Annotated in this window: 21 protein-coding genes; 10 read left to right on the forward strand and 11 right to left on the reverse strand. The window is 74.9% G+C overall.

The window, feature by feature from the left end:
• Nucleotides 1-291: 291 nt before the first annotated feature.
• Together ACVV2G_RS08065 and ACVV2G_RS08070 are read left to right on the forward strand one after the other, a co-directional pair.
• Nucleotides 292-1,167 carry a helix-turn-helix domain-containing protein gene (locus ACVV2G_RS08065; RefSeq protein ID WP_453841898.1) on the forward strand — a complete coding sequence of 292 codons (876 nt, stop codon included), beginning with the start codon at nt 292-294 and terminating at the stop codon, nt 1,165-1,167.
• Entirely contained in the window at nt 1,164-1,376 is a 213-nt protein-coding gene (locus ACVV2G_RS08070; RefSeq protein ID WP_453841899.1) for a DUF397 domain-containing protein, read from the forward strand. Before ACVV2G_RS08065 ends, ACVV2G_RS08070 begins: the two co-directional genes overlap by 4 nt.
• Before the next feature lie 212 nt (nt 1,377-1,588).
• Here ACVV2G_RS08070 and ACVV2G_RS08075 read toward each other — a convergent pair whose 3' ends face one another.
• From ACVV2G_RS08075 to ACVV2G_RS08085, 3 genes are all read right to left on the reverse strand, one after another.
• Nucleotides 1,589-1,954 (reverse strand): PH domain-containing protein, encoded by a 366-nt coding sequence (locus tag ACVV2G_RS08075; protein ID WP_453841900.1) that lies wholly within the window; start codon nt 1,952-1,954, stop codon nt 1,589-1,591.
• Nucleotides 1,955-2,073: 119 nt separating this feature from the next.
• On the reverse strand, nt 2,074-3,801 hold the full coding sequence (gene metG / locus ACVV2G_RS08080; protein WP_453841901.1) for a methionine--tRNA ligase: 1,728 nt from the start codon (nt 3,799-3,801) through the stop codon (nt 2,074-2,076).
• 138 nt (nt 3,802-3,939) lie between these two features.
• Nucleotides 3,940-5,838, reverse strand: coding sequence for a VWA domain-containing protein (locus ACVV2G_RS08085; RefSeq protein WP_453841902.1), 1,899 nt, complete (start codon nt 5,836-5,838; stop codon nt 3,940-3,942).
• A gap of 266 nt (nt 5,839-6,104) precedes the next feature.
• Between ACVV2G_RS08085 and ACVV2G_RS08090 the strand changes: the two genes are divergently transcribed.
• Nucleotides 6,105-8,183: a PhoX family protein gene (locus tag ACVV2G_RS08090; protein ID WP_453841903.1), complete on the forward strand. Its 2,079-nt coding sequence runs from the start codon at nt 6,105-6,107 to the stop codon at nt 8,181-8,183.
• A 25-nt stretch (nt 8,184-8,208) separates the two neighbouring features.
• On the opposite strand, the gene ACVV2G_RS08095 is transcribed toward ACVV2G_RS08090, so the two are convergent.
• The 3 genes from ACVV2G_RS08095 to ACVV2G_RS08105 all read right to left on the reverse strand — a co-directional run bounded on the left by ACVV2G_RS08095 (nt 8,209) and on the right by ACVV2G_RS08105 (nt 10,826).
• On the reverse strand, nt 8,209-9,216 hold the full coding sequence (locus ACVV2G_RS08095; protein WP_453841904.1) for an endonuclease/exonuclease/phosphatase family protein: 1,008 nt from the start codon (nt 9,214-9,216) through the stop codon (nt 8,209-8,211).
• A gap of 277 nt (nt 9,217-9,493) precedes the next feature.
• Nucleotides 9,494-10,069 (reverse strand): hypothetical protein, encoded by a 576-nt coding sequence (locus tag ACVV2G_RS08100; protein ID WP_453841905.1) that lies wholly within the window; start codon nt 10,067-10,069, stop codon nt 9,494-9,496.
• 277 nt (nt 10,070-10,346) lie between these two features.
• Nucleotides 10,347-10,826, reverse strand: coding sequence for a hypothetical protein (locus ACVV2G_RS08105; RefSeq protein WP_453841906.1), 480 nt, complete (start codon nt 10,824-10,826; stop codon nt 10,347-10,349).
• Nucleotides 10,827-10,894: 68 nt separating this feature from the next.
• On the opposite strand from ACVV2G_RS08105, the gene ACVV2G_RS08110 reads away from it, so the two are divergent.
• From ACVV2G_RS08110 to ACVV2G_RS08130, 5 genes are all read left to right on the forward strand, one after another.
• Nucleotides 10,895-12,136: a PP2C family protein-serine/threonine phosphatase gene (locus ACVV2G_RS08110; protein ID WP_453841907.1), complete on the forward strand. Its 1,242-nt coding sequence runs from the start codon at nt 10,895-10,897 to the stop codon at nt 12,134-12,136.
• Nucleotides 12,137-12,200: 64 nt separating this feature from the next.
• Entirely contained in the window at nt 12,201-13,280 is a 1,080-nt protein-coding gene (locus ACVV2G_RS08115; RefSeq protein ID WP_453841908.1) for a hypothetical protein, read from the forward strand.
• A gap of 129 nt (nt 13,281-13,409) precedes the next feature.
• Nucleotides 13,410-13,772: a hypothetical protein gene (locus ACVV2G_RS08120; RefSeq protein WP_453841909.1), complete on the forward strand. Its 363-nt coding sequence runs from the start codon at nt 13,410-13,412 to the stop codon at nt 13,770-13,772.
• 7 nt (nt 13,773-13,779) lie between these two features.
• On the forward strand, nt 13,780-16,551 hold the full coding sequence (locus ACVV2G_RS08125; RefSeq protein WP_453841910.1) for a substrate-binding domain-containing protein: 2,772 nt from the start codon (nt 13,780-13,782) through the stop codon (nt 16,549-16,551).
• On the forward strand, nt 16,551-17,933 hold the full coding sequence (locus ACVV2G_RS08130) for an extracellular solute-binding protein (RefSeq protein WP_453841911.1): 1,383 nt from the start codon (nt 16,551-16,553) through the stop codon (nt 17,931-17,933). Before ACVV2G_RS08125 ends, ACVV2G_RS08130 begins: the two co-directional genes overlap by 1 nt.
• 221 nt (nt 17,934-18,154) lie before the next feature.
• On the opposite strand, the gene ACVV2G_RS08135 is transcribed toward ACVV2G_RS08130, so the two are convergent.
• Nucleotides 18,155-18,337 (reverse strand): hypothetical protein, encoded by a 183-nt coding sequence (locus tag ACVV2G_RS08135; protein ID WP_453841912.1) that lies wholly within the window; start codon nt 18,335-18,337, stop codon nt 18,155-18,157.
• A 116-nt stretch (nt 18,338-18,453) separates the two neighbouring features.
• On the opposite strand from ACVV2G_RS08135, the gene ACVV2G_RS08140 reads away from it, so the two are divergent.
• On the forward strand, nt 18,454-19,803 hold the full coding sequence (locus ACVV2G_RS08140; protein ID WP_453841913.1) for a helix-turn-helix domain-containing protein: 1,350 nt from the start codon (nt 18,454-18,456) through the stop codon (nt 19,801-19,803).
• A 152-nt stretch (nt 19,804-19,955) separates the two neighbouring features.
• The gene (locus tag ACVV2G_RS08145; protein WP_453841914.1) at nt 19,956-20,675 is read left to right on the forward strand and encodes a GAF and ANTAR domain-containing protein; all 720 of its coding nucleotides are present in this window, start codon (nt 19,956-19,958) and stop codon (nt 20,673-20,675) included.
• Nucleotides 20,676-21,040: 365 nt separating this feature from the next.
• Here the strand turns inward: ACVV2G_RS08145 and ACVV2G_RS08150 are convergent, their stop codons facing one another.
• From ACVV2G_RS08150 to ACVV2G_RS08165, 4 genes are all read right to left on the reverse strand, one after another.
• Nucleotides 21,041-21,832: a hypothetical protein gene (locus tag ACVV2G_RS08150; protein ID WP_453841915.1), complete on the reverse strand. Its 792-nt coding sequence runs from the start codon at nt 21,830-21,832 to the stop codon at nt 21,041-21,043.
• A gap of 133 nt (nt 21,833-21,965) precedes the next feature.
• A complete protein-coding gene (locus tag ACVV2G_RS08155) occupies nt 21,966-23,636 on the reverse strand; it encodes a glycoside hydrolase family 13 protein (RefSeq protein ID WP_453841916.1) in 1,671 nt (556 codons plus the stop codon).
• Between the two features lie 102 nt (nt 23,637-23,738).
• A complete protein-coding gene (locus ACVV2G_RS08160; RefSeq protein ID WP_453841917.1) occupies nt 23,739-24,716 on the reverse strand; it encodes a nucleoside hydrolase in 978 nt (325 codons plus the stop codon).
• A gap of 160 nt (nt 24,717-24,876) precedes the next feature.
• Nucleotides 24,877-25,389 (reverse strand): FxLYD domain-containing protein, encoded by a 513-nt coding sequence (locus ACVV2G_RS08165; RefSeq protein ID WP_453841918.1) that lies wholly within the window; start codon nt 25,387-25,389, stop codon nt 24,877-24,879.
• Nucleotides 25,390-25,396: the final 7 nt, after the last annotated feature.

Consider the following 25,396-nt stretch of genomic DNA (forward strand, 5'->3'; position numbering starts at 1 on the left):
ACGGCACGGCGCAGGGCCCGGCACCGGATCGATCTCCGGGGCCGGGTCCTTCGTCGTCACACCTGGTCCTCGCTCCGGTAGTGGGTGGTTCACAGAGGGCGCAGGTGGGACCGGCACCCGCCTCGTCGGGTTCCGGAGTTCCGGAGTTCCGGAGTTCCGGAGTTCAGGAGTGACGACGCCGTCGCGTAGGGACACTGTCCGCCAGTGGTCCGGGGGTGTCCGGGCTTGTCAGGGCGGTGCGTACGGGTAGGGCGTGGCTGGTACGCGGCGGTACGACGGAGGGGCGCGCGCATGTCGGTGGACGGTGAGGTTCGGCAGCTCAGGACCGAGGCTGACGAGCCCGGGTGGGATGTGGACCCGGACGACGAGTGGGGCGTGGCGGTGGTCGCCACCGTGGGGCGGCAGTTGAAGCTGCGCCGGGAGGCCGTGGGGATGCGGGCCGGTGACTTCGGCAGGGCCGTGGGGTACGGCGAGGATCTGGTGTACAAGATCGAGGGCGGGAAGCGGATTCCCCGTCCGGAGTACCTGTCGATGGCCGACGAGGTGCTGGAGGCCGGTGGGCTGCTCGCTGCCATGAAGGAGGACGTGGCGAAGGTCCGGTATCCGAAGAAGGTGCGGGATCTCGCGCAGATGGAGGCCAAGGCGGTCGAGATCGAGGTGTACGAGAACAGCAACATCGCTGGTCTCTTGCAGACTCCGGAGTACACCAGGGCGCTGCTTGAGTCGTGGCAGCCCGCCTACACGCCGGAGGACCTGGAACGTCGAGTAGCCGCCCGTATTGCTCGGCAGGTCGTGTTTGAGCGGTCTCCTGCGCCCGCGCTGAGCTTCGTCCTGGAGGAGGGGACGCTTCGGCGCAAGGTTGGGGGCACAATGGTTCGACGGCAGCAATTCGAACGCTTGCTGGAGGTGGGGCGGATGAACAGCGTCACCCTCCAGGTCATGCGGATGGACAGTGGACCGCACCCCGGCATGAGCGGCAGGATCGAGGTGCTGAAGTTCGAGGACGGCACGGCGGTGGGACGCTCCGACGGGGCGTTCAACGGCCGCCCGACGCATGACCCGAGGCAGCTTCGCATCCTTGAGCTTCGCTATGGCACCATCCGGGCGCAGGCTTTCCCACCTGGGGAGTCGCTGGCCTTCATCGAGCAACTCCTGGGAGACACATGATCGGCAAGGCCTCCGCTGGCGACGCCTCCGCACTGGCGTGGTTCAAGAGCAGCTACAGCAGTGGCCCTGACGGCGACTCGTGCGTCGAGGTGGCCACCTCTCCCGGCACCGTCCACGTCCGTGACTCCAAGTACCGCGACGCGAGCCCCCGTCTCGCGGTGGCGCCGAAGGCGTGGGCGGACCTCGTGACATACGCGTCCGGAAGCTGATTTCCCCCACTGCGTCTTCCCCGAGTCGGGCAAGCTCAGTGGACGGACAGAGGTGAGAAGCGGATCGTGAGGGTCTCCGCCGATGTGCCGGCAGGGTCCGCTCCGGCCGAAGCGTCGATTCCGGTGACCCTGGGGTCCTCCCTCTCGTACCGCTTCACGGGCTTGTCACGGCTTGCTACCGCGACCTCGGACGGTGACGGATTCAGGGCGACCTACCGCGCCACGAACTGGGTCAGGATCGCCTGGACCTCGTAGATGTCGACGCCCTTGGTGAAGGTCTTCTGGATGGGGGCCTGGGAGCCGGAGAGCCAGATCTTCAGCTCGGCGTCGAGGTCGAAGGTGCCGGCCGTCTCGACCGCGAAGTGCGTGATGCTGCGGTACGGGACCGAGTGGTACTCGGTCTTCTTGCCGGTGATGCCCTGCTTGTCGACCAGGATCAGCCGCCGGTCGGTGAACAGGATGGTGTCGCGGATCAGCAGGTACGCGGCGTGGATCTGCTCACCGTGGCCGAGCAGCCGTGCGTACTCCTGCTGCGCCTGGGCCGGGTCGATGCTGTGTGCGTTGCCGAAAAATGCCATGACTGGCTCCCCGTGTGGCCGGAAACATGTCTCGCGCGCGTGAGCCGCGCACTCAGACGGACGCGCCGGGGCCCGGGAACGGTTGCTCCCGGGCCCCGGCGTGCGTGGTGAGCCGTCGTTCAGGCGGTCTGCGGCTCGCCGCCGAAGCGCTCCTTGTAGGTCTCCAGGTCCTCGTCGGTCAGCTTGGCGAAGAGGACCGGCGGGACCGTGAAGGGGACACCGGGGGCGACGGCCGTCAGGGCGCGGGCCTCCTCGGCGGTGACCCAGGTAGCCGTGTCGTCGGAGAGGGAGAAGGCCTGGCGCATCGCCGCCGCCGTGGCCGGGATGAACGGTTCCGAGACCACCGCGTACAGGTGGATCAGGTTCATCGCCGTGCGCAGGGTGAGGGCGGCGCCGTCCTTGTCGGTCTTGATCTCCAGCCAGGGGGCCTTCTCCTCCAGGTAGGAGTTGCCCGCGGACCAGAGGGCGCGCAGCGCGGCGGCCGCTTTGCGGAACTGGAGCGCTTCCATCTGGGACTCGTACTCGGCGAGGAGCGCCGCGATCTCCGAGCCGAGCCGGGTCTCGGCCTCGCCGGGCTCACCGCCTGCCGGGACCTCCTCGCCGAAGCGCTTCCTGGAGAAGGAGAGCACGCGGTTGACGAAGTTGCCGAGCGTGTCCGCCAGGTCCTTGTTGACCGTGGCGGTGAAGTGCTCCCAGGTGAAGGACGAGTCGTCCGACTCGGGGGCGTTGGCGATGAGGAAGTAGCGCCAGTAGTCGGCCGGGAGGACGTCCAGGGCCTGGTCGGTGAAGACGCCCCGCCGCTGCGAGGTGGAGAACTTGCCGCCGTAGTACGTCAGCCAGTTGAAGGCCTTGACGTAGTCGACCATCTTCCAGGGCTCACGGACGCCCAGCTCGGTCGCCGGGAACATCACGGTGTGGAACGGGACGTTGTCCTTCGCCATGAACTCCGTGTAGCGAACGGTGTCGTCCGCCTCGTACCACCACGACTTCCAGTCCCTCGTCTCCCCGTCGGGTGCCGAGTCCGCCCACTCCTTCGTCGCGGCGATGTACTCGATGGGAGCGTCGAACCACACGTAGAAGACCTTGCCCTCGGCCGCCAGGTCCGGCCAGGTGTCGGCCGGGACCGGGACGCCCCAGTCCAGGTCCCGGGTGATCGCGCGGTCGTGCAGGCCCTCGGTGAGCCACTTGCGCGCGATGGAGGCGGCCAGCTGCGGCCACTCCTCCTCGTGCCGGGCGACCCACTCCTCGACCTCGTGCTGGAGCCTCGACTGGAGGAGGAAGAGGTGCTTGGTCTCGCGCACCTCCAGGTCCGTGGAACCGGAGATCGCCGAGCGGGGGTCGATCAGGTCGGTGGGGTCCAGTACGCGGGTGCAGTTCTCGCACTGGTCGCCGCGCGCCTTGTCGTAGCCGCAATGGGGGCAGGTGCCCTCCACGTAGCGGTCCGGCAGGAAGCGGCCGTCGGCGGGGCTGTACACCTGCCGGATGGCGCGCTCCTCGATGAAGCCGTTCTCGTTGAGCCTGCGGGCGAAGTGCTGGGTGATCTCGACGTTCTGGGACGAGGAACTGCGGCCGAAGTAGTCGAAGGCGAGAGCGAAGCCGTCGTACACCGACTTCTGGGCGTCGTGCGCCTGCGCACAGAAGGCGTCGACCGGGAGGCCCTGTTCCTTCGCGGCCAGCTCGGCGGGGGTGCCGTGCTCGTCCGTCGCGCAGATGTAGAGCACCTCGTGGCCGCGCTGACGCAGGTAACGGGCGTAGACGTCCGCCGGGAGCATGGACCCCACCATGTTGCCCAGGTGCTTGATCCCGTTGATGTACGGAAGGGCGCTGGTGATGAGGTGTCGAGCCATCGCGGGCTGCTCCCAGGTTGAAACGTACGGAACCTTGGAATCGTAGCCGACATGGGTACGCCGCCCGCTTCCCGTTTTGTGGGCTGAGAAGCGGGCGGCGTGGCCCCGCCGGAGGGCGCGGGGGCGTCGGGTGCGGTTTTATGGGCGCCAGGTGGCCAGTACGCCCTCGTAGAGCTCCGTGTCGGTCAGCTCCTTGGGGGTCTCGCCGGCCAGGAAGTGGGACGCGTTGCCCGTCTTGAGCTTGCGGAGGTAGTCGAAGGCCTTGTTCTCCGGGTCGCCGAAGGCGACGAAGGAGAAGTGGACGTTCGGGTGGTCGGCCGCCGCCTTGGTGAGGGACTGGGTGGCCGGGGTCTTGGCGTCGGGGGCGCCGTCGGTCTGGAAGACCACCAGGGCGGGGGTGCCGGGAGCCTCTTCCTCGGCGTGGTGGGCGAGGACGGCTTCCACGGCGGCGTGGTAGCTGGTGCGGCCCATGCGGCCGAGCCCTGCGTGCAGCTCGTCGATCTTGTTCTCGTGGTCGGTGAGGGTCAGCTCGCCGGTGCCGTCCACCTCTGTGGAGAAGAACGTGACGTGGACCGTCGCCTCGGGGTCCAGGTGCGCGGCGAGCGCGAGGGTCTGCTCGGCGAGGGCCTGGGCGGAACCGTCCTTGTAGTACGGGCGCATGGAGGCGGACCGGTCCAGGACGAGGTGGACCTTGGCGCGGGTGCCGGTGAGGTCGTGCTTCTGGAGGGCGGTGGCGGCGGCCTTGTAGGCGGTGGTGAGGCCGGGGGCGCGGGTACGGACGTGCTCCGCGGGGGTGGCGGGTGCGGGGGCCTCGGTGGGGGGCTCGGCGGGGGTCTCGGGGGCCGGGGGCGCCTCGGCTTCGCCTTCGGCGGTCGTGTTCCCGCCCGCGTCGTTCGTGCTGCCTTCGTCGTCGGACGACGAAGGTGGTCCCTGCGGGGCTGCGTCGCCGTCGCCGTCGCCGTCGCCATCGGCGGCTGCGGCTGCGGCTGGGGGCTCGGGAGCGGGGGTGGGGGCAGGGGCAGGCGTCTTCGGCTCCGCCTTGGCGGCAGGCTTTGCCTTGTCGTTCGGCTCCTCCGCGTCGGCCGGCTCTTCTGCGTCGTTCGGCTCCTCCGCGTCGGCCGGCTCTTCTGTCTCCTTCGGCTTCGCCGTGTCTGCGGGCTCCGCCGTCTCGGCTGCCTCGACCGTCTCGGTGGCCTCGGGTGCCTCGGGTGCCTCGGGTGCCTCAGGCGTCTCCGATGCCTCGGGTGCCTTGGGGGTTTCGAGTGCCTCGGATGTCTCGGGTGCCTCGGATGTCTCTGGCGTCTTCTGTGCCTCCGGTGCCTCCGGTGCCTCCGGTGCCTCGGAGGCCACGGAGGTCTCCTGCGCCTCAGGTGTCTCCGACGCCTCGGTGGCCTCGGGTGCCTCCGACGCCTCGGTGGCCTTGGGGGCCTCGGCGTCGGCCTGGGCCTCGTTCTCCGGGGCGTGCTCCGTGACCGGCTGGGGCTCGGAGGCCGGGACGCGTTCCGGGACGGTGGCCTCCGGTTCCGGGGTGGCCTGCGCTTCCGGTTCCGGGGTGGCCTGCGCCTGCGCCTCCGGTTCCGGGGTGGCCTCCGGCTCCGGGGCCGGTTCCGGGGTGGGCTCCGGCTTCGTTTCCGCCTTCGGGGCCTCGTCCGGCGCGTCGGCCGGCCTGGGGACCGTGACGTTGGCGAAGGCCGCCTTGACGAGTTCGTGCTCGTCGGAGGAGGTCGCCGCCGTGCGGGGCTCGGGCACCTGGGCCGCCGCCTTGGGGGCGGGGTCGGTGGACTCGCCCTCGGAGTCGGGGCCGCTGGACACGGCCTCGGCCTCGGCCTTGGGGGAGGGGGCGGTGGTCCCGGCCTCGGGGGCGGTGGCCCGGTCCGGGGCCTCGGCCGGTGCCGGGGGTGCGGTGGGCTGGGACGGGAGCTTCGGCTCCGGCGCGGTGGCCGGCGGTGCCGTCTCCTGCGTCACACCCTCCGCCTGGGCGGTCCGGTCTTTGCGTGACCGGCCGAACACGTTCCGCAGAGAGGTGAGAATGCCCATGTGCGCAACCCTTCGCGTGAGTTGATGCCCGTAGATCCCTGGCCAGGACGGACACGTAAGGTTAGCGGCCCCCACTTGTGATCTTGTGCAGGGTCTGCCACGAAAGCACGGGCGCGTCAAGGAGGGATCGAGACGCCGCGGCGATTCCCGTCCGGATTCCACGGATTCACCCGTCGTTCACCGCGGCGCCCGTCCCCCGCACGTATGTGCACTTACGGTCGCGCTGACACCAAGGGCATCCAAGGGCATCTCAAGGGGAGAACACAGTGCGCAAGCTGCTGCCATTGATCGGAACGCCGTCCGGTTCGCATCCCGGCGGCCGGTCCGCCATGACCTGTCGTTTCCGGTGTGGTGACGCCTGCTTCCACGAGGTGCCCAACACCAGCTCCAACGAGTACGTCGGCGACGTCATCGCCGGCGCGCTCAGCCGCCGCTCCATGATGCGTGCCGCCGCCGTCGTCACCGTGGCCGCCGCGGGCGCCGGGGCCGTGGGCGTGGCCGGGGCGCCGTCCGCGCAGGCCGCGCCGGCGGCCGGCCAGGGGCACGGCAAGCCGTCGAAGGCGCAGGGTGCGCGCGGGCTGCGGTTCACGCCCGTGGCGCCCAACACCAAGGACGCCGTCACCGTCCCGGAGGGGTACCGGCAGGACGTCGTGATCCGCTGGGGCGAGCCCATTCTGCGCGGGGCGCCCGCCTTCAACCCGGAGAAGCAGACCGCCAAGGCGCAGGCCGGGCAGTTCGGCTACAACAACGACTTCCTCGCGCTGCTGCCGCTGCAGGGCGAGCGCAACCGGCAGATCCTCGTCGCCAACCACGAGTACACCGACGAGGTGCTCATGTTCCGCGGCTACGACCCCGAGAACCCGACGCGCGAGCAGGTCGAGATCGCCTGGGCCGCGCACGGACTGTCCGTCGTCGCCGTGGAGGAGGAGAACAGGAGCGGGAAGCTGACGCCCGTCTCCCGCCACCGCCTCAACCGCCGCGTCACCGCCACCACCGAGTTCCGGCTCACCGGGCCCGCCGCCGGGTCCGACCTGGTGAAGACCTCCGCCGACCGCAGCGGCCGGAAGGTGCTCGGCACCCTCAACAACTGCTCCGGCGGCACCACCCCGTGGGGCACGACGCTGCACGGCGAGGAGAACTTCAACCAGTACTTCGCCAACAGCGGCCGGGAGACGGACAGGCGCTACGGCATCGGCACCGGCACCACCGAGCGCAAGTGGGAGCGGTTCGACAAGCGCTTCGACGTCGCCCGGGAGCCGAACGAGGTGCACCGCTTCGGCTACGTGGTCGAGCTGGACCCGTACGACCCGGAGTCCACCCCGCGCAAGCACACCCTGCTCGGCCGCTTCAAGCACGAGGCGGCGACCGTGCGGCTGACCCAGGACGGACGTCCGGTCGTCTACACCGGCGACGACGAGCGGTTCGACTACTTCTACAAGTTCGTCGGCAGCAAGCGGATGCGGCACGGGAACTCCCGCTCGGCGCGCGAGCACAACCTGTCGCTGCTCGACGAGGGCACCCTCTACGTCGCCAAGCTCTCCGGCGACTCCCCGGCGACGGAGATCGACGGCACGGGCACGCTGCCGGGCGACGGCGAGTTCGACGGCAGCGGCACGTGGATTCCGCTGGTCACCGCGACCGACGACGGTGCCGTCTCGCACGTCGAGGGCATGACCGCCGAGGAGGTGTGCGTCTTCACCCGGCTCGCCGGTGACAAGGTCGGCGCCACGAAGATGGACCGGCCCGAGGACATCGAGCCGTCGCCGCAGTCGGGCAAGGTGTACGTCGCCCTCACCAACAACACCAACCGCGGCAAGGCCGGTTACGCCGGCCCCGACGAGGCCAACCCGCGCAACGGCAACAAGCACGGCCACGTCCTGGAGCTGACCGAGCGCCGGAACCGGGCCGACGCCACCACCTTCGCCTGGTCGCTGTTCCTCGTCGCCGGTGACCCGGAGGACCCGGCGACCTACTTCGCGGGCTTCCCCAAGGACCGGGTCAGCCCGATCTCCTGCCCGGACAACGTCGCCTTCGACGACCACGGCAACCTGTGGCTGTCCACCGACGGCAACGCGCTCGGCACCCACGACGGCCTGTTCGGCGTCGCGACGAAGGGCGACCGGCGTGGTGAGCTGAAGCAGTTCCTGACCGTGCCGACCGGCGCGGAGACCTGCGGTCCGGTCATCCAGGACCGGCGCGTGCTGGTCGCCGTGCAGCACCCGGGCGAGGTCGACGGCGCCTCCGTGGAGCAGCCGGCCAGCACCTGGCCCGACGGGCCCGGCACGTACGTGCGCCCGGCGGTCGTGGCGGTGTGGCGCGCGGACGGCCGCGACATCGGCGTCTGAGCCCGCTCTCCGCACGGGGCCGGTGTCAGCCGGCCCCGTGCAGCGTGAGGTCGACGACCAGCGCGCGGTGGTCGGTGTCCGCCAGGTCCAGGAAGCGGACGCGGTGCGCGGCGAAGTCGTCCGACACCAGGACGTGGTCGATCTGCGCGCCGAACGCCGGGGCGGTCCGGGCCGGCCAGGTGGCCGTACGGCCGGCCCCGGCCAGCCGGGCCGCGTCGCGCAGTCCCGTGTCGAGGATGCGGCGGAAGGCGGCGTGGTCCTGGGAGGCGTTGAAGTCGCCGGCGAGGATGGCGGGGGTGTCGCCGTCCCCGGCGGCGGCGTCGCGCAGCGCCTCCAGCTCCCGCCGCCACAGGCCGACCTGGTCCGGCAGCGGTGGCATCGGGTGGGCGAGCTGGAGCCGTACGGCGTGGCCGCGTACGTCGGCGACGGCACCGGGCATGCCCATGGTGCCCGGGACGCCGGGGGTGGCCTTGAGCGGGAAGGCGCTCAGAATGACCGACCCCTCGGAGCCGCCGCCCTCGACGGCCTGCCGGTGGGGGTAGTCGGCGGCGAGCCCGCGCCGCAGTGCCGCGTCGCACGTGTGCTCGCACTCCTGTACGAACACGAGGTCGGGTTCGGTCCGGCGCACGGCGGACACCAGTGCACCGGTGCCCTGCCCGAACTCGACGTTCGAGGTCAGCACCCGCAGCTCGGCGACGGGCGGCCCGGCGGGCGCGCCGGTCCTGCCGTACGGCTCGATGAACCACGCCAGCGGTGCGAGCAGCGCGACGCCCCACACCGCGCCGGGCCACCACCGGGCGAGCAGCGTCAGCAGCAGCCCGGCCCCGGTCGGCACGAGCAGCCAGGGCAGGAAGGCGAGCAGTTGCGGCACGGGCGTGACGCCGTCGCTGTCGGCGACGCGGCAGCCGACGACCACGCTCACCCCGGTGAACAGCAGTCCCGCGCACCGGGCCCCGAACCGCCGCCCCGCCCCGCGGGCGGCCGGGCGGTCGCCCGAGTCCGTCCACCCGTCGGTCGCCGTGTCGGTGTCCACGTCCCGGCCTTCCGTTCGCGGGTGCGCCGCCTGCCGCTGCCTGCCCGTGCGCCGGCCGTTCCCGGACGGGCCGCGCGGGCGATGCCCGAATCCTCCCTCCAAGACGAGACGGGAACGGCGGGCGGAAGGTTGCGCCCCGGCGCGGGCTCCGGGGCGCCGCGCCCGCGCGGGGGACTCCCGGACGGCCTCGCCGCGGGGCGGGCGCCGGGCCCGGCCGCGGGCCTCGGCCGCCCGTCCGGGAGCCGGGCCGGGGCGGGTGGACGAGGCGCCGGGCGGCTCACGGCCGGGCCCGGGGCGGGGCCGAGCCGACGGTGGCCCCCGGTGGTGTGCGGCGGCGGCGCAGCAGGTGTCCGTAGCGGCCCGTGAGCCAGGAGGCCAGGGCGACCGCGAGGCCGAGGCCGACCAGCAGCCGGGAGGCCGTGCGCAGGGTCGCGGTGAGGGTGTCGTAGACGGCGCCCGCGGCCGGTCCGTCGACCGCGCCGTCCACCGCGCCGGGAAGCCCGGTGACGGTGAGCCGGCGGCCGACGACCACGGAGAGGGCGAGCAGCGCCCCGCCGAGGGCGGTGCCGACCCCGGCGGCGGTGACGGCGCGCCGGCGGCACGCGGCGACGGCGATGCCGGTGACCGCGAAGACGACGGCCGCCAGCGGCAGCCAGAAGGCGGCGACGTCGAGCACGTGATGGCCCTTCCCGAGCCGGTCCGCCTCGTGGGCGAGCGGTGCCACGGCGGCGACGTACCGCCCGGTGCCGGCCGGCCCGGGCACCGCCCCGACCGCCGGCGTGCCGCACGGCGCGAGCAGGCAGGCGAGGGCGATCAGGGCGGTCGACAGGGCGTTCCGGAGGCGTCGGGGCACCCCTCCAGACAAGGTCCCGGGAGTGGTCCGGGCGACCGGCGTGACTGCATATGGACCCCCGAGGCGCGCCGAACGGGCGGCCCGGCCGGGCCGGACGACCCACGGGCGTACGGCCGTGGCCCGTCCGGGCCGGCACCCGGCCCCGGCTGCCGGCCCGTCCCGGCATTCGGCCCCCGGCGTCCCTCTGCCGGCCCGTCCCGGCATTCGGCCCCCGGCGTCCCGCTGCCGCCCGTCCCGGCCCCCGTCCCGGGCCCCCGGCCCCCGCTGCCGGCTGGCCTCAGGTGAGGCGGTGTCCCTCCGCGTCCTCGTGGGTGTAGTAGCGGTAGAACAGGGAGGCGAACACCGCCGCCGCGAGCAGCAGGGACACGACGACGCAGGTGAACACGGCGACGCCGCTCCGCGCGTACAGGAAGCCCAGCGCGCTGCCCGCGAACGCGGCCCACAGCACCGCGTGTCCTTCGCGCGGCAGCCGTCCGGCCACCGCCCGGACCACGGTGAGGACGACGACGAACGCGAGCGCGGTCAGGAAGCCGACCAGCAGGTTCCAGCCGGTGACGGGACCGCCGTGGCGGTCGACGGAGGCGGCCCAGTAGCCGTAGACCAGCCCGATCGCGCCGGGCACCGCCCATTTCGCGATCCGGTGGGCGCGCTCGCCGAAGACGTCGGGTGTCGTCGTACGGCCGCGGGGGCCCGGTCCGGTGGGCGCTTCGGCGGGCGTTCTGCCGGCTGAGCCGCGTGCCGGTACCGCGTGAGCCATGGGAGCACTCCTCTCGCCTCGTCCCCGTCTACCAGCGCACGCCTGTGCGGGCCGGTCGGCAAGTCAGGATGCGGGGTCGCGGGGGCCGTGTTTCGCTGGGGCCTGTGAGGGGTCGCGACCGCAGGCCGGTGCGCGGCCGGTGGCGGCTGCTCGGCCGGCTGATCCAGGCCGCCGGCCGGGGCGACGCCGTGTCCCGGCACGAGCTGCTCAGCGTCCGCGGCCACAGCGTCGCCTGGATGTTCCCGCTGCTGCTGCTCATCGCCATCATCGCGGCCGACACCACGACCGGCGCGTTCGAGATCATCTCCTGGACGGTGCTCGTCCCGGGCGTGGCCGCCGCGGTCTGCGGGGTGCGGACCACGGCCGTGTACGCGGTGGTCGCCGTCGTCGTCTACGTCCTGGCCGACACCGTCTGGCAGCACCGCGACCAGACCGGGCTGCCCGGCCTGATCCTCGTCGCCCTCGGCGGATCGATCGCCGTCGTGGCCGCCGCGCTCCGGGTCGGGGGCGAGCGCCGCATGATGCACATGCGGGACATCGCCGACACCACCCGCCGTACCGTGCTGCGGCCCCTGCCGACGGGGTTCGGCGGCCTCGACCACGCCGCCGTGTACCTCTCCGCGGACACCGAGGCCCGCGTCGGCGGCGACTTCTACGACATCCAGCCAGGCCCGCACGGCACCCGCGTCCTCGTCGGCGACGTGCAGGGCAAGGGGCTGGGCGCGGTGGAGGCGGCGGCCGCGCTGCTCGGCACCTTCCGCGAGGCCGCGTACCACGAGGAGGACCTCGCGACGGTCGCCGAGCGCCTGGAGGTGCGCATACGGCGCCATCGCGCGCACACCGCGGCCCTCGGCCGGGCCGACGGCGACCGTTTCGCCACCGCCGTGCTGATCGGTTTCCCGCAGGACCGGCCCGACGCCGTGGAGTCCGTCGTCTTCGGCCACGACGCCCCGCTGGCGGTCGGCCCCGGCGGCGTACGGACCCTGCCGGTCGCCGGCGGGCTGCCGCTGGGCATGAACGACCTCGTCCCCGGCCCGCCGGTGCCGCCGGTCAACCGTTCGGCCCTCGCCGCCGACGAGACGCTGCTGCTGGTCACCGACGGGGTGACGGAGGCCCGCGACCCCGACGGGTGCTTCTACCGGCACGCCGAGGAGGTCGCCCGCGCCGTGGCCGCCGACCCGTCGGGGGCCGTTCCGCAACGGCTGGTGGCGCTCGTGCGGGACGGCACGCTGCGGCACTGCCGGGGGAGGCTGGCCGACGACACCACGGTCTTCGCGGTACGGCGGTGGGGGCGGCCGCCGGACTGGTAGGCGCCCCGCTTCGCAGCCGCAGCGGTTACGGTGCTGCCGTACGTGATCGACAGGGGGAGGGGACATGCCCGGAACCGTGCTGCTGCTCGCGGCGTCGCCCGTGGGCAGGGGATGCCTGGTGGACGCCGCGTCCGTGCTCCCCGTGCTGGCGGCCGTGCCGCCCGCCGTGCTCTCCGGCACCGACACCGCGAACGTCGTCGAACTCGCCGACCCGCTGGAGCCGCAGGCCGTCCTCACCCGGCTGCGCGCCGCGGCGGCGGCCCCCGGCCCGCTGACGGTGTACGTCGCCGGGCAGCTCCAGCTGGACCGGCGCCAGCGCCTGCCGCACCTGGCGCTGGCCCGGACGACTCCGGCCACCGTCCGCTACACCGCCCTGCCCTGGCACTGGATCCGCGAGGAACTGCGGCTGCGGCCGAACGGCGCGACGACGCTGCTGCTCGACCTGCACGCCGACCGGGAGACCTGGCAGTGGCTGCGCGCGAACCCGCTGGACGCCGGGCGCAACAACGCCGTCTACGGGCGCGTCGCGCCGCCGCCCTCGCGGCGGCGGGTGGCCGCCCCGGCGTACCTGCGCGCCGTGGCGACGATCCTGCGCAGCGGGCACCGGCCGCCGCCGGACCAGCTGCACCAGCAGGCGCTGGCCCGCACCGCGGCCGAGGACGCGGAGCGCGGTACGGCGGCCGGTGCGGACCTGGTGCTGGCGGCGCCGGGGCCGGTGGCGGGCGACCCGCACGCCGTCATCACCGACGCCGTGAGGTCCGGGCGGCACGCGGACGCCGACGCGCTCGCCGCCCGGCACGAGCGGGCCGCCGCCCTCGCGCACGGGCCCGCCTCCGAGGACGCGCTGCACTGGACGGAGGTCCGGGCCGACCTGGCGATGTTCGCGGGCGACCCGGTGCGCAGCTGCCGTGCCTGGCTGGCGGTGGCCGAGGCCCGGCTGGGCGCCGGTCAGCCGTCCGGGGCGCCCGCGGTGGAGGCGGCCGTGGACCGGGCCCACCACCAGTGGGGGAAGATCCGCGACGCCCGCCACGCCCGCGATCTGGGCACGGCGCTCGCCGTGCTGCGGGGCCGGGTGCCCGGCCGGCGGGAGGGCGCGCTGGACCACGTGCAGCGCGAGCTGAGCCGTCTGCAGACCCAGGGCTGAGGCGGTCCGGGCGGCCCGGGGCTGAGGCGGTCCGGGCCGCCCGGGGCCGGGGGCGCACCCGTGGGCCCATCGTGAGAGCGGTGCACAAACCCTCCCCTGCGCGCAACGGGGGTGCCATGATGGTGAGTTATGGCTGAGGGGGACGGAGTGGTGACGTACGGTATCCGCGTCCGGCTGGAGGGGACCGCGAGCGAGAGGGACGTCGACGCGCTGCACAAGTGGCTCGAGCGGGAGAAACCGCTCGCCGACCTGGCCCGGACCGACCAGCTCCGCATCGACGAACGGAGCCGGACCGACGAGGCGGGCGCCCCGATGGGCACCGGCATGGACATCGTCGTGGCGGTGATCGGGGGCGCCGCGGGGGCGCTCTTCCAGGGGGTGGTGGAGCAGGTCGGGCAGTCCGTGGAGGCCTGGCGGGCCAACCGCCGTGCGGTGGAGGACGGCGAGCCGCCCGGGGTGAGTGTCGATCCGGTGCGACCCGACGACAGGTAGGCGCCCGGTGACCGGTTACGACCCGCGGGGGAAGGCGAACCGGGCGCTGCTGGTCGGGGTGTCCGAATACGACAACACGGCGCCGCCGGACGGCGTGCCCGGGGACCTCCCCGCGGTCAAGCACAACCTGAACCGGCTGGAGGAGGCGCTGCGGCACGGCGGGGTGTTCGGCGAGGGGCAGATCACGGTGTGCCGCTCTCCCGACCAGGGCACCTTCGACCAGGAGCTGTGGAAGGCCGCCAAGGAGGCCGACGGCGTCCTGCTGCTGTACTTCGCCGGGCACGGGGCGATCCCGAACGCGGGCGACGAGCTGTTCCTGCAGATGCGCAAGGCGCGCGTGGTCGCGGGCGGGCACGCGGTCTTCCCGGGGGCGCAGCTGTACAGCGTCGCGCAGGCGATGCTCGCCTCCGGCCCGGCCCGGCGGATCGTCGTCGTCCTCGACTGCTGCTTCGCGGGCAACGCCGCCTGGATCCGCCCGGCCCCCCGCGACAAGCGCCGGTTGCTGCTGCTGATGAGCGTGCAGGCCAACCACCGCATCGACGCGGGCGATCCCGGCACCCCGACGCCGTTCACCGCCGAGCTGGCGAAGCTGCTGGAGGCGGGCGGTGACGTGTCGTTCCGGAGCCTCGCGGAGGACCTGCGGGCGCGGATGGCCGCCGCCGGTCACCGGACGGTGCGCGGTGACGCCTGGGAGCCGGAGAGCCGTGCCGAACCCGGGGAGGACGTGCTCCTCGCCGCCCGGGCGGACACGGCCGGGGTCCCGCCCGCACCGCCCCCGGGCCTGCCGGACCCCCCGGACCCGCCGGACCCACGGGACCCTCGCGACCCGCCCGGCCCACAGGAACCTCGGGACCCGCCGGAACCGCGGGACCCGCCTGACCCGCCGGTCCCACCCGACCCGCCGGTCCCACCCGACCCGCCGTTCGGGCCGGGGACGCTCGGCCGGCTCCGGGCACGCCTGGCGGCGCTGTCGGGCAGGACGGCGGGGGCCGGGGGCGCGGTGCTCCGGGGCCTGCGCGCCCTCCGGCCGCCCCGGGCGGACCGGCGGCGGGCGAAACCGGGCGGGCGGTCGCGGCGGCTGCTCGCCGGGGGAGCGGCGCTGCTGCTCCTGGCCGTCGCCGTCGGCATCGGGGCCTACCGGTACGTCCTTCCGGCCGGCGCCTCCTCCTGCCCCGTCCCCCTGGAGCTGCGGGTGCTGACCGACCCCGACCTGGAGCGCACCGTCCGGGCCGCCGCCGACGCCTATCTGACCTCGCGGGAGAACACCGACGGCGACGGTTGCCGGCGCGGGGGCATCACCGTCTACAGCGCGGGCGCGGCCGACGCGGTCACCGCGCTGCGCAAGCAGACCCGCGCCTGGCAGGAGCCCTACGAGGACGGCACCAGCCCGCAGCGCGACGTCGGCCCGCAGCCCGACGTCTGGATACCCGGCTCCCGGGCCGACGCCGCCCGGGTCACCGCGGGACAGGACACCGACGCGGTGGCCGAACTGGACCCCGACGACGAGCCGTTCGCGTACTCCCCGCTGGTGCTGGCCGTTCCGCAGGACCTCGCCGTCGACGGTTACGACGGCCGCACCGGGCCGCCGCTCACCCGGATGATCGACGCCCTGCGCGCGCGGCACGAGGGCGCCGCGGTGCGCCGCCCCGACCCGGAGTTCACCGGCGCCGGGCTGCTGGCCACGATCGCCCTGTACGGCACCCCGGGCACCGCCGACGCCGGTGACGCCCGCCGCGCGGAGGAACGGGTCGCCCAGCCCGGCCCGCCTTCCCCGACCGCCGCCGAGCTGCTGTGCGCGCTGCCCGACGACGACGCCGTCGACAACCGCACCGCGGCGCTCGTCCCCGAGTTCCTGCTGCGCAGCGGCGTCGGCTGCGACAGCGCCCGCCGCGCTCCGCGCATGGCCCAGTACCCGGGCGACGTACCGGGTCTGGAGCCCCTCTTCGTCCGGGTCCGCTGGCAGGGCGCCGACCGCGACGAGACCGACCGCGACCGCGAGGCGGAGGCGTTCCGGACGTGGCTCACCGGTGAGGGCGGCCGGGCGGCCTTCGCCCGGGACGGCTTCCGCGGGGCCACCGGCAACCGCGCCCTGCTGGACACCGACCACGTCGCCGAGGGGGTGCTGCGGGCGCCGTCCCCGCTGACGGAGTCCGCCGGACGCAACGCGATGGAGGCGGCCCTGGAGGGCTACCGGGGTGCCAACGGCCCGGGCCGGGTGCTGTTCCTGCTGGACGGCTCCGGTTCGATGGCCGACCAGTGGGAGGGGCCCGGCGGCGGGCCCGGACTGCTGAAGCAGTCGCTGGGCGGGCTCGGCGGCCGGGACGAGTACGCCGTGTGGACGGTGGCGGGCACCGGCGGTGACACCTACGACACCGTGCTGTCCTTCGGCCCGCACGCGCGCAAGGACGCCGAGCGCGTCATCGACCGCGAGGCCCGGGTACGGGACGCCGAGGCCGACCCGGGCGGGGCGCTGCGGGCCGCGCTCGACGCCATGGAGGTGCGCGACGCCGACGACGAGCGCCCCGGGCTGATCGTGTTCGTCACCGACGACGAGGACGTGGGCCGGCTCGCCGGCGAGGGTTTCGGCACCCTCCTGGCCCTGGCGCGCGCGAGGGAGGTGCCGGTCGTGATGGTCTCCCTCAAGGGCGACGGCTGCGACGCGGGGAAGCCGGACGCCCGGGTCTCCGAGGCGAGCGGCGGCCGCTGCCTGGACGCGGACGGCGATCTGGGCGCCGCCCTGCACGACGAGGTCGCGCGCACCGGAACGGGGGAGGCCTGATGAGCGCGGGACCACGCCGGCGACGGCTCGCCCTGCTGCTGGCTCCGCTGCTCCTGCTGCTGCCGACCGCCTGCACCGACGGCGGGGGCGGCGGGCCCGTGGCGCCCGCCGCCGTGCCCGGTGACATCGTGGTCGCCAGCGGGCGGGACGTCACCGGCAGGAACGGCATCCGCCAGCGGCTCATCGACGCCTGGAACGCCGGGCAGGAGAAGGCCGGCACCGGCTACCGCGCCCGGCTGGTGGAGCTGCCCGGCAACGCCGACGAGCAGCGCAGCCAGCTGCTCGGCGCGCTCCAGTCCGGCAGCTCCGCCTACGACGTGGTCAACCTCGACGTCACCTGGGTCCCGGAGTTCGCCGCCGCCGGCCTGATCCGCCCGCTGCCGAGGACGCTGCTCGACGACGACGTCGTCGCGCCCGTGGCGAGCACGGCCCGCTGGGACGGCGAGGTGTACGCCGCGCCCTTCAACAGCGACGTCGGCCTGCTCTACTACCGGAGCGACCACCTGCGCCGGGCGGACGTCGAGCAGCCCGACCTGACGGCCGGTCCGGGCTGGCCGGAGCTGAAGAAGCTGATCACCGCCGTCGGCGACCACAAGCCCGGCGGCTACGAGGAGGGCTGGACGACCCAGCTCGCCCCGTACGAGGGACGCACGGTCAACGCCGTGGAGGCGTTCGCGTCGGCCGTGCCGGGCCTCGCGCTCACGGACGAGGACGGCCACTACGACGCCTCCGTCGAGGAGCTGACGGAGGGCATCACCGAGCTGCGCCGCCGCACCGAGGCCTCCTACCTGCTCCCGGACGCCTTCCACTCCGACGAGGCGGCGTCCCTCGGCGACTTCACCGCCGGCCGCACCACCTTCCTGCGGCACTGGCCGTACGTGTATCCCGCCCTGCACCAGGCGTTCCCGGACGACCGCCTCGGGGTGACCACGCTGCCGGGCCGGGCGGTGCTCGGCGGCCAGAACCTCGCGGTGACCGCGGCGTCCGAGCGGGCGGCCAAGGCGACCGACCTGATCGGGTACCTCACCGGCAGGCAGAGCGAGCGCTGCCTGCTGGACGCCGGCTTCGCGGCGACGCGCACCTCCGCGTACACGGACGACGCCGTGAGGTGCGCGGTGGGCGCGGCGACGCCCTCGGCGGCCCCCACCGGCGAGGGCGCCGACACCGTGCCCCGCGACGCCGCCGGCCGCCCGCGGTACGCCGCGAGAGTCCTGCTGCCGGCCCTCCGGCGGGCGGTGCACCGCCCCCGCACGCCGTGGTACGGCGCCTTCACCCAGACCTTCACCACCGAGCTGGGGGCCCTGTTCGCCGACGACCCGCCGGGCGACGCGGAGCTGGCGGAGCGGCTGGACGAGGCCCTCGGACGCGCGCTGCCCCGCTGACCGGCCCACGGGGGGCGGGGGCTTGGGATCACCGGAGCAGGAGCAGGGGGCACTTGGGTCCGCCGGGGTGGTGGTGCCTCGGCTCACGGGGGTGGCGGGTACTTCGGCTCGTGGTGGCGGTGGGTGCCTCGGCGCCGGGGTGGCGGGTGCCTCGGCCCGCCGGGGCGGTGGGTACTTCGGCCCGCCGGGGCAGCGGCTGAGCGGGGTGGCGGCTGACCGGGTCAGCGGCTCACGGTGGCCAGGGGGTCCGTGTCCGGGACGGTGTCCCGCGCCGGTGCGGGCGGCGGTGAGGGCGCGGTGCCCGTCGGTCCCGCGTTCGCGGCCAGCAGCAGGCAGGCCACGGCGGCGACGGCGGCGGTGAGCGCCCTGGCGTAACGTTCGGCGGTGCGTGTGCGTGCGAGCACGGTGTCCTCTGGGGGGATCGTACGGAAGGGTGCCGAGCGCGGTTAAGCGCACTTAACACACGGTTTAACCTAGGGCCGTCGGAGTCGAACGGCAAGAGCCGCAGGGGGAGTTGGCCATGGGGGACCGTGACGACCGGGGAACCATCGGACGCCGGGTGCAGCGGCTGCGGACCGAGCGCGGGATGACCCAGCGCCAGCTCGCGGAACCGGCGTACACACCCGCCTACATCTCCACCCTGGAGGCCGGCCGCGTCCGCCCCTCCGACGAGGCGCTGCGGCACCTCGCCGAGCGGCTCGGCGTCGGCTACGAGGAGCTGGCCACCGGGCGCCCGGCGCGGCTCGTCACCGGACTGCGGCTCAGGCTCACCGAGGCGCGGCGCACACTCGCCACCGGGGGTGCCGGCCAGGCAGCCGGGCAGTACGCCGAGCTGCTCGCCGAGGCCGAGGCGTACGAGCTGGCCGAGGAGCGGGCCGACGCGCTGCTCGGACTCGGGGAGTGCGCGGTGGAGACCGGCGAGCTGGTGACCGCCCGGCAGTACTTCGAGCGGGCCGAGGAGTGCCTCGCCGACGCCGGTGCCCCGCTGCCCGCCCGCGTCCCCGCCCTGCGCGGACGCGCCCTCGCCCACTACCTCGCCGGTGAACTCCGCTACGCCGTGTACCTCCTGGAGAGCACCCTCGACGAACTCAACCGCGGCGGCCTGCACGACCCCGACGCGCTGCTGCTGCTCTACGCCAGCGCCATCGGCCCGTACATGGACATGGGCGCGCACGCGCGTGCCGCCCAGGCCGCCGAACTCGCCCTCGCCCTCGCGCCCCGCGCCGGCGACCCCGCGCTGGTGGCCCGCATGCACCGCTCCGTCGCCCGCACCCTGCTCGCCGAGGGCCGCCTGGAGGAGGCCGACGCCTCACTGGCCAAGGCCGCCGAGCTGTACCGCACCCTGCAACTGCGCACCGAGCTGGCCAACTGCCACTGGATGCGCGGCTACGTCTGCGCCCAGAACGGTGAGCTGCACCGCGCCGAGGAGGAGATGCGGGAGGCCCTCGGCATGCTCTCGGCCTCCCGCGCCGCCCTCTACAGCAGTCAGGTCGCCGTCGAGCTGGCCGACGTACTGCACCGGCGCGGCAAGTCCGAGGAGGCCGCCGGGCTGCTGCACGGGGTGCTGGACGACCTGTCCTCCGAACGCGGCGCCGTGCACTCCGCGGGCGCGCACCGGCTGCTCGGCATCATCGCCGAGGACGCCCGGGACACCGAGGCCGCCGAGGAACACTACGTCCGCGCCCTCAGCCTGCTGGAACGGGCGGGCGCGGCCGGCGACCTGGCCGACCTGTGCCGACTGCTGGGCGACCTGCTGCGGCGCACCGGCCGGGTGGAGGCGGCCCTCGACGCCTACCGCACCGGCCTCGGGCACCGCACGGCGCCCGGCACGACCACTCTGGGCCCGGCCCCCGCCCAGCCACCACTGTAGGGGCCCGCGGCACGGCGCCGGGGGAGCGCTCCACGCGCCCGTGCGGGGACGGCCGAGGGCACGCCCGCCGACCGTGTGCTTCCCGGGGTTTCCCCCGGTGGGGCAGGGGTAACCGGCCCTCCGGCCGCTCTCGAGCGAAGGAGGCGGTGCGTGTGCGGCCCAGCGACGGATCCCGGTGGCCCTCGGACGGTTCGCGCGCCGCCGAGGTGATCGCCGCCCGGGTGCGCGGCGTCCCGCCCGGCGAGGTGCCGGGCAGGCTGTGCGAGACGGTCGTGCGGCTGCTGCCGGTCACCGGCGCCAGCGCGTCCCTGCGCAGCGAGGGCATGCCGGTGCGGCTGTGTGCCACGGGTGCCCGGGCGACGTTCCTCGCGGAGATCCAGGCCACCCTGGGCGACGGCCCGTGTGTGAGCGCCGCCGAGTCGGGCGCCGCGGTGCTCGCCTGCGATCTCACGGCCGGTGCCGACGCCGGCCGCTGGCCCGTCTACGCCCAGCAGGCGACGGCGGTCGGCGTACGGGCGGTCTACGCCCTGCCGCTGGGCAGCGCCGCGGAGTGCCTGGGCACCCTCGACCTCTACCGTGACTCCCCCGGGGAGCTGACCGGCTCGCAGCTGAACACGGCACGGCTGGTGGCCGGCGTCATGACGGTGGCGCTGATGGCGCTGCCGCACGGGGAGACGGCCTGGCTGGACGAGCTGGCCGGCGAACACGACGAGGTCTACCGGGCCGTCGGAATGATCATGGCCCAGCTGGGGGTGGGTGCCGACGAGGCCCTCGCCCGCCTGCGCGCCGACGCGTTCGCCCGGGGCCGCAGCGCCTACGAGGTGGCCCGCGACGTGACCGTCCAGCGGCGCCGCTTCGACGGGGACCGCTAGGGCCCGTCCGGCCCTTCCCGTCGTCGCCCGGAGCAGACGGGAAGGGCCAGACAGGCCCGAGGGCCCGCCGTCGGCCGCCCCGGCCCCGCACGCCTGCCCGAGGGGGCCCGCCCCCGCGTACGTACCGGTCATAGTGCGCCGGCTCCGTGCCCGCCCGGCCCGTGCCTGCCCGGCTCCGTGCCTGCCCGGCTCCGTGCCTGCCCGGCTCCGTGCCCGCCCGGCTCCGTGCCCGCCCGGCTCCGTGCCCGCCCGGCTCCGTGCCCGCCCGGCCCGTGCCCGCCCGGCTCCGTGCCCGCCCGGCTCCGTGCCCGCCCGGCCCGTCCCCGTCCCCGCTCGCCGGACCGGCGACGGGAGGCCGGCCGGTGCTAGACCTGCGCCCGCCCCTGCCGCCGGACCTCCGTCAGCCGCCGCGTCCCGGTCTCCGCGGCCGTCCAGGTGGCGTCGTCGGCGGGTTCGCCCAGGGTGCCGTTGGTGAGGCTGATCGCGTCGTCGCCGACGCGTACGGCGACGAGGTCCACGGTGAGGGCGGCGTCCCCGGCGTCCGCCGCCGTGCCGCTCACCGTCACCCGCAGGCCCCGCCGGGCGTCCCCGGCCTCGGGCAGGGCCGCGTCGACGACCCGGACGTCCCGGACGGCACCGCCGGCGGACCGGGCCGTGAAGCGCCCGCACGCGTCCGGCAGCGTTCCGAGCCAGGCCAGTGTCCGGTCGATGTCGGCCGCGCGGTGCGAGGTGACCCGGTAGTGCAGCTGGGCCCCGCCCGCCGTGTCGTCCAGGGCGACCGCGGCGCGCGGGGCGGTGGCGGCGCCGAAGAGTTCCTCGGTGTAGAGGACGTCCAGCAGCCGCCGGCAGCCGGACCGCTCCGCGGTGGCCTTGAGCACCCCGTCCCGCCAGGTCGCGGCGCCCCGGGTCGGCTCCCAGGTCTCCCCCAGGTCGGCCTCGGTGATCAGGGCCGCCCGGGCCTGGTCCCGGGTGAGCACGGGCGGCACGGCGGGCGACGGGAGCGCGGCCGGGGACTGCGCGGTCGCCGGCGCGGTGCCGGGCGGCCGGTCCCCGTGCCGCCCGCCCCAGGCGCAGGCGGCCACCGCCAGCGCCAGCGCCACCGTCAGCGCCGCCGGGAGCGCGCGGGCGAGCAGGGGGCGGGCGGCGGCGTGCTGCATGGGCGTGCCTCCTGAAGGGCCGGGGGACCGGCCCGCCGGGACCGGTCGCACCCTCCACGGCACCACCGCCCCCGCCCCGCCACCAGCGTGCGGGGCCGTCCGGGTGAGGCGGGGGCGGGGGCGGGCGGAGCGGCTACCGCCCCAGCCACACCGTCGTGTCCGGCCCCAGGCGGCCGTCGTCCAGAGGGGCGCTGCTCAGCAGCACCTCCCCGGCCGGCAGGTCGACCGTGGTGCCGGAGAGGTTGGTGACGCAGCGCCAGCCGTCCGAGCGGTCGAACTGCAGCACCTCCGCCGGGACGTCGTCCGCCCAGGTCAGCGACTCGCCGTCGAGCAGCTTGCGGCGCAGGCGCAGGGCCGTGCGGTACAGCTCCAGGGTCGATCCCGCCACCCCGTCCTGGGCCTGGACGGCGTACGACGCGAAGTCCGGGGGCTGCGGCAGCCACGACGCGCCCGCGCCGAAGCCGTACGAGGGGCCCTCGGTCGTCCACGGCAGCGGCACCCGGCACCCGTCGCGGCCCTTGCGGACGTGACCGGTCTGCTCCCAGATCGGGTCCTGGAGCACCTCGGTGGGCAGGTCGGCCACCTCGGGCAGCCCCAGTTCCTCGCCCTGGTAGACGTACGCCGAACCGGGCAGCGCCAGCATCAGCAGCGTCGCCGCGCGCGCCCGGCGCAGGCCGGCCCGCGCATCGACGGCCGGTGCGTGGCCGCCGGACAGCAGCCAGGCGTCGGTGTCGGTGCCCGGCGGCAGGACCAGCCGGGTGGCGTGGCGGACCACGTCGTGGTTGGAGAGCACCCAGGTCGCCGAGGCACCGGCGGCGCGGGCGTCGGCCAGCGAGCCGGTGATGATCCCGCGCAGCTCGGCCGCGTCCCAGCCGGCCTGGAGGTACTCGAAGTTGAAGGCCTGCCCCAGTTCGTCCGGGCGGGCGTACAGCGCGCGCCGGGCACCCGGCACCCAGGCCTCGGCGACCGCCGTCCGGGGCGGGGTGTAGGTGTCGAAGATCTTGCGCCAGTCCCGGTACACCTCGTGCACGTCGTCGCGGTCGTAGAACGGGTGGGTGCCGGGGGCGAACTCCGCGAGCGCCGCCTCGCTGCTCAGCTCGGGGGAGCCGAGGTCGCGCAGCGGCTCGGTCAGGTCCTTGACCAGCGCGTGCGCCACGTCGACGCGGAAGCCGTCCACGCCCCGGTCGCACCAGAACTTCAGCGTGGTGCGGAAGTCGGCGCGGACCTGCTCGTTCTCCCAGTTCAGGTCGGGCTGCTCGGGGGTGAACAGGTGGAGGTACCACTGTCCGTCGGGCACCCGCTTCCAGGCGCTGCCGCCGAAGACGGACTGCCAGTCGGTGGGCGGCAGTTCCCCGTGCTCGCCGCGGCCGTCCCGGAAGACGTAGCGGTCGCGGGCCGCGGAGCCCGGCCCCGCGTCCAGGGCCTCGCGGAACCACGCGTGGCGGTGCGAGGTGTGGTTGGGGACCAGGTCGACGATCACCTTCAGTCCCAGGCGGTGGGCCTCGGCGGCCATCGCGTCGAAGTCGTCCAGGGTGCCCAGGCGCGGGTCGACGTCGCGGTAGTCGTCGACGTCGTAGCCGCCGTCGGCGAGTTCGGAGGGGTAGAACGGGCTGAGCCACAGCGCGTCGACGCCGAGGGTGGCCAGGTGGGACAGGCGCTGGGTGACGCCGCGCAGGTCACCGAGCCCGTCGCCGTCGGCGTCGGCGAAGCTGCGGGGGTAGACCTGGTAGATGACGGCCTGCCGCCACCAGTCGGGGTTCTGGGACGACAGATCGGGCGTGCGGGTGGTGCTGCGTACGGTCACGCGGTCTCCTTCGCGAGCGTGCGGGCGACACGAATAGATCTGTCCACATCACCCGAAAAGTGAACCCGCGGGGCGAGTGACGCGCCGTCGCCCGCACGCCTTCTACGCGCCCCGGTGTTCGACCGCGCTCAGGTACAGCTCCACGTACCGCGCCACGTCCACGTCCAGCGCCACGTCCACCAGGGCCTGTTCACGCGTGCCCCCGTGCAGTTCGGACTCGCCGGGGCGGGCGCGGCGGTCGACGACGGTCTGGCCGCGGGCCGGTCCGGGGGCGAGGGAGACCTCGACGGGCAGCCGGTGCGTGGTCAGGCCCCGCGGGTCGATCACCGCGCAGACCGCGCCCGCGTCGCCGAGACCGCCGCCGGGGTCCGCCTCGTCGGTGGCCGGACCGCGGTGGGCGAGCAGCTCACCGGCGAGCCGGGTGCCGGGCTCGGCGCTGGCGCGCAGCCGCCGTACGTCCGGGCCCGGGACGATCACCCGCTGGAAGACGTCCAGTCCGTACATCGTGATCGGCACCCCGGCGGTGAGCAGGATCGCGGCGGCCTCCGGGTCGTGCCAGACGTTGAACTCGGCGACCGGCGTGGCGTTCCCGGTGGCCACCGCGCCGCCCATGAACACGATCCGCCCGATGTTGCCGGTGACCTCGGGGTGGGTGCGCAGCAGCAGGGCGATGTTGGTCGCCGGAGCGGTCGGGACGAGGGTCACCGGGCGCGGGGAGGCGAGGATCTCCCGGCGCAGCAGGGTCACCGCGTCCACGTCCGCGGGGGCGCGGGCCGGCGCGGGCAGGCCGAGGTCGCCCATGCCGTCGTGGCCGTGCACGTGCCGGGCGGTGCGCACGGCCTCGATCAGCGGACGTCCGGCGCCCCGGGCGACGGGGACGTCCGGGGCGCCGGCCTGCTCCAGCACGGTCAGGGTGTTCCGCACGACCCCCTCCACGTCGGTGTTCCCGGCCACACAGGTGACCGCGCGCAGGTCGAGCCCCGGGTGACGGACGGCCAGCAGCAGGGCCAGGGCGTCGTCGACGCCGGTGTCGCAGTCGACGATCACCGGGATGGGCGGCCGGCCGGAATCGGTCGTCACGACGGGGCTCCTCGGGTTCCGTGCGGGCGCGGCTCCCGGGGACCCTACGCGGGCGGCCCGCTTTCCCACAGCTCGGGGCCGGGGCCCTTGAGAGGCCGGGGCTGTCCGGAGGCCGGGGCCGTGCGGGTGGTGGACACGGCGCCGGTCGGGTCGTCCCCGGTCAGTAGCGCACGGCCCGGGCCACCGCCGTGCGCACGTCACCGGACAGGTCGTGGCTGCTGCGGGCGGTGGCCCGGGCACTCTCCCCGGCGGGGACGTCCGGGACCGTGACGACGACGGTGTCGAGCAGGTCGCCCCCGGTGTTCGTGAGGTTCACCTGCACCGCGAACGACTTCGTCGAGTCGGCGGTGTTGCGGACGGTGACCTCGACGGTGGTGCGTCCGTCGGAGGCGGTCTCCGGCGCGCCCAGCCGCACGTCGCCCTTGACGTCGGCGCCCTCCTGGATGTCCTCCAGCCACCGCCCGGCCTCCGCCGTCGCCGACGCCACGGCGTCCGAGCCCCGGGAGGCCAGTGAGGACGCGGCCGACGCGGCCCGGCTGGCCGCCGCGCTGCCGGCGTCCGTCGGTACGGCGCCGTCGCCGTCGTCGCCGTCGGAGCACCCGGCCAGCAACGCGCCGGCCAGCACGACCACGCAGACCGCCCCGCGGGTCCGGTGAGCCCGGTGACCGGCCATGACGCCT

The organism is Streptomyces sp. JK94, assembly GCF_053613315.1.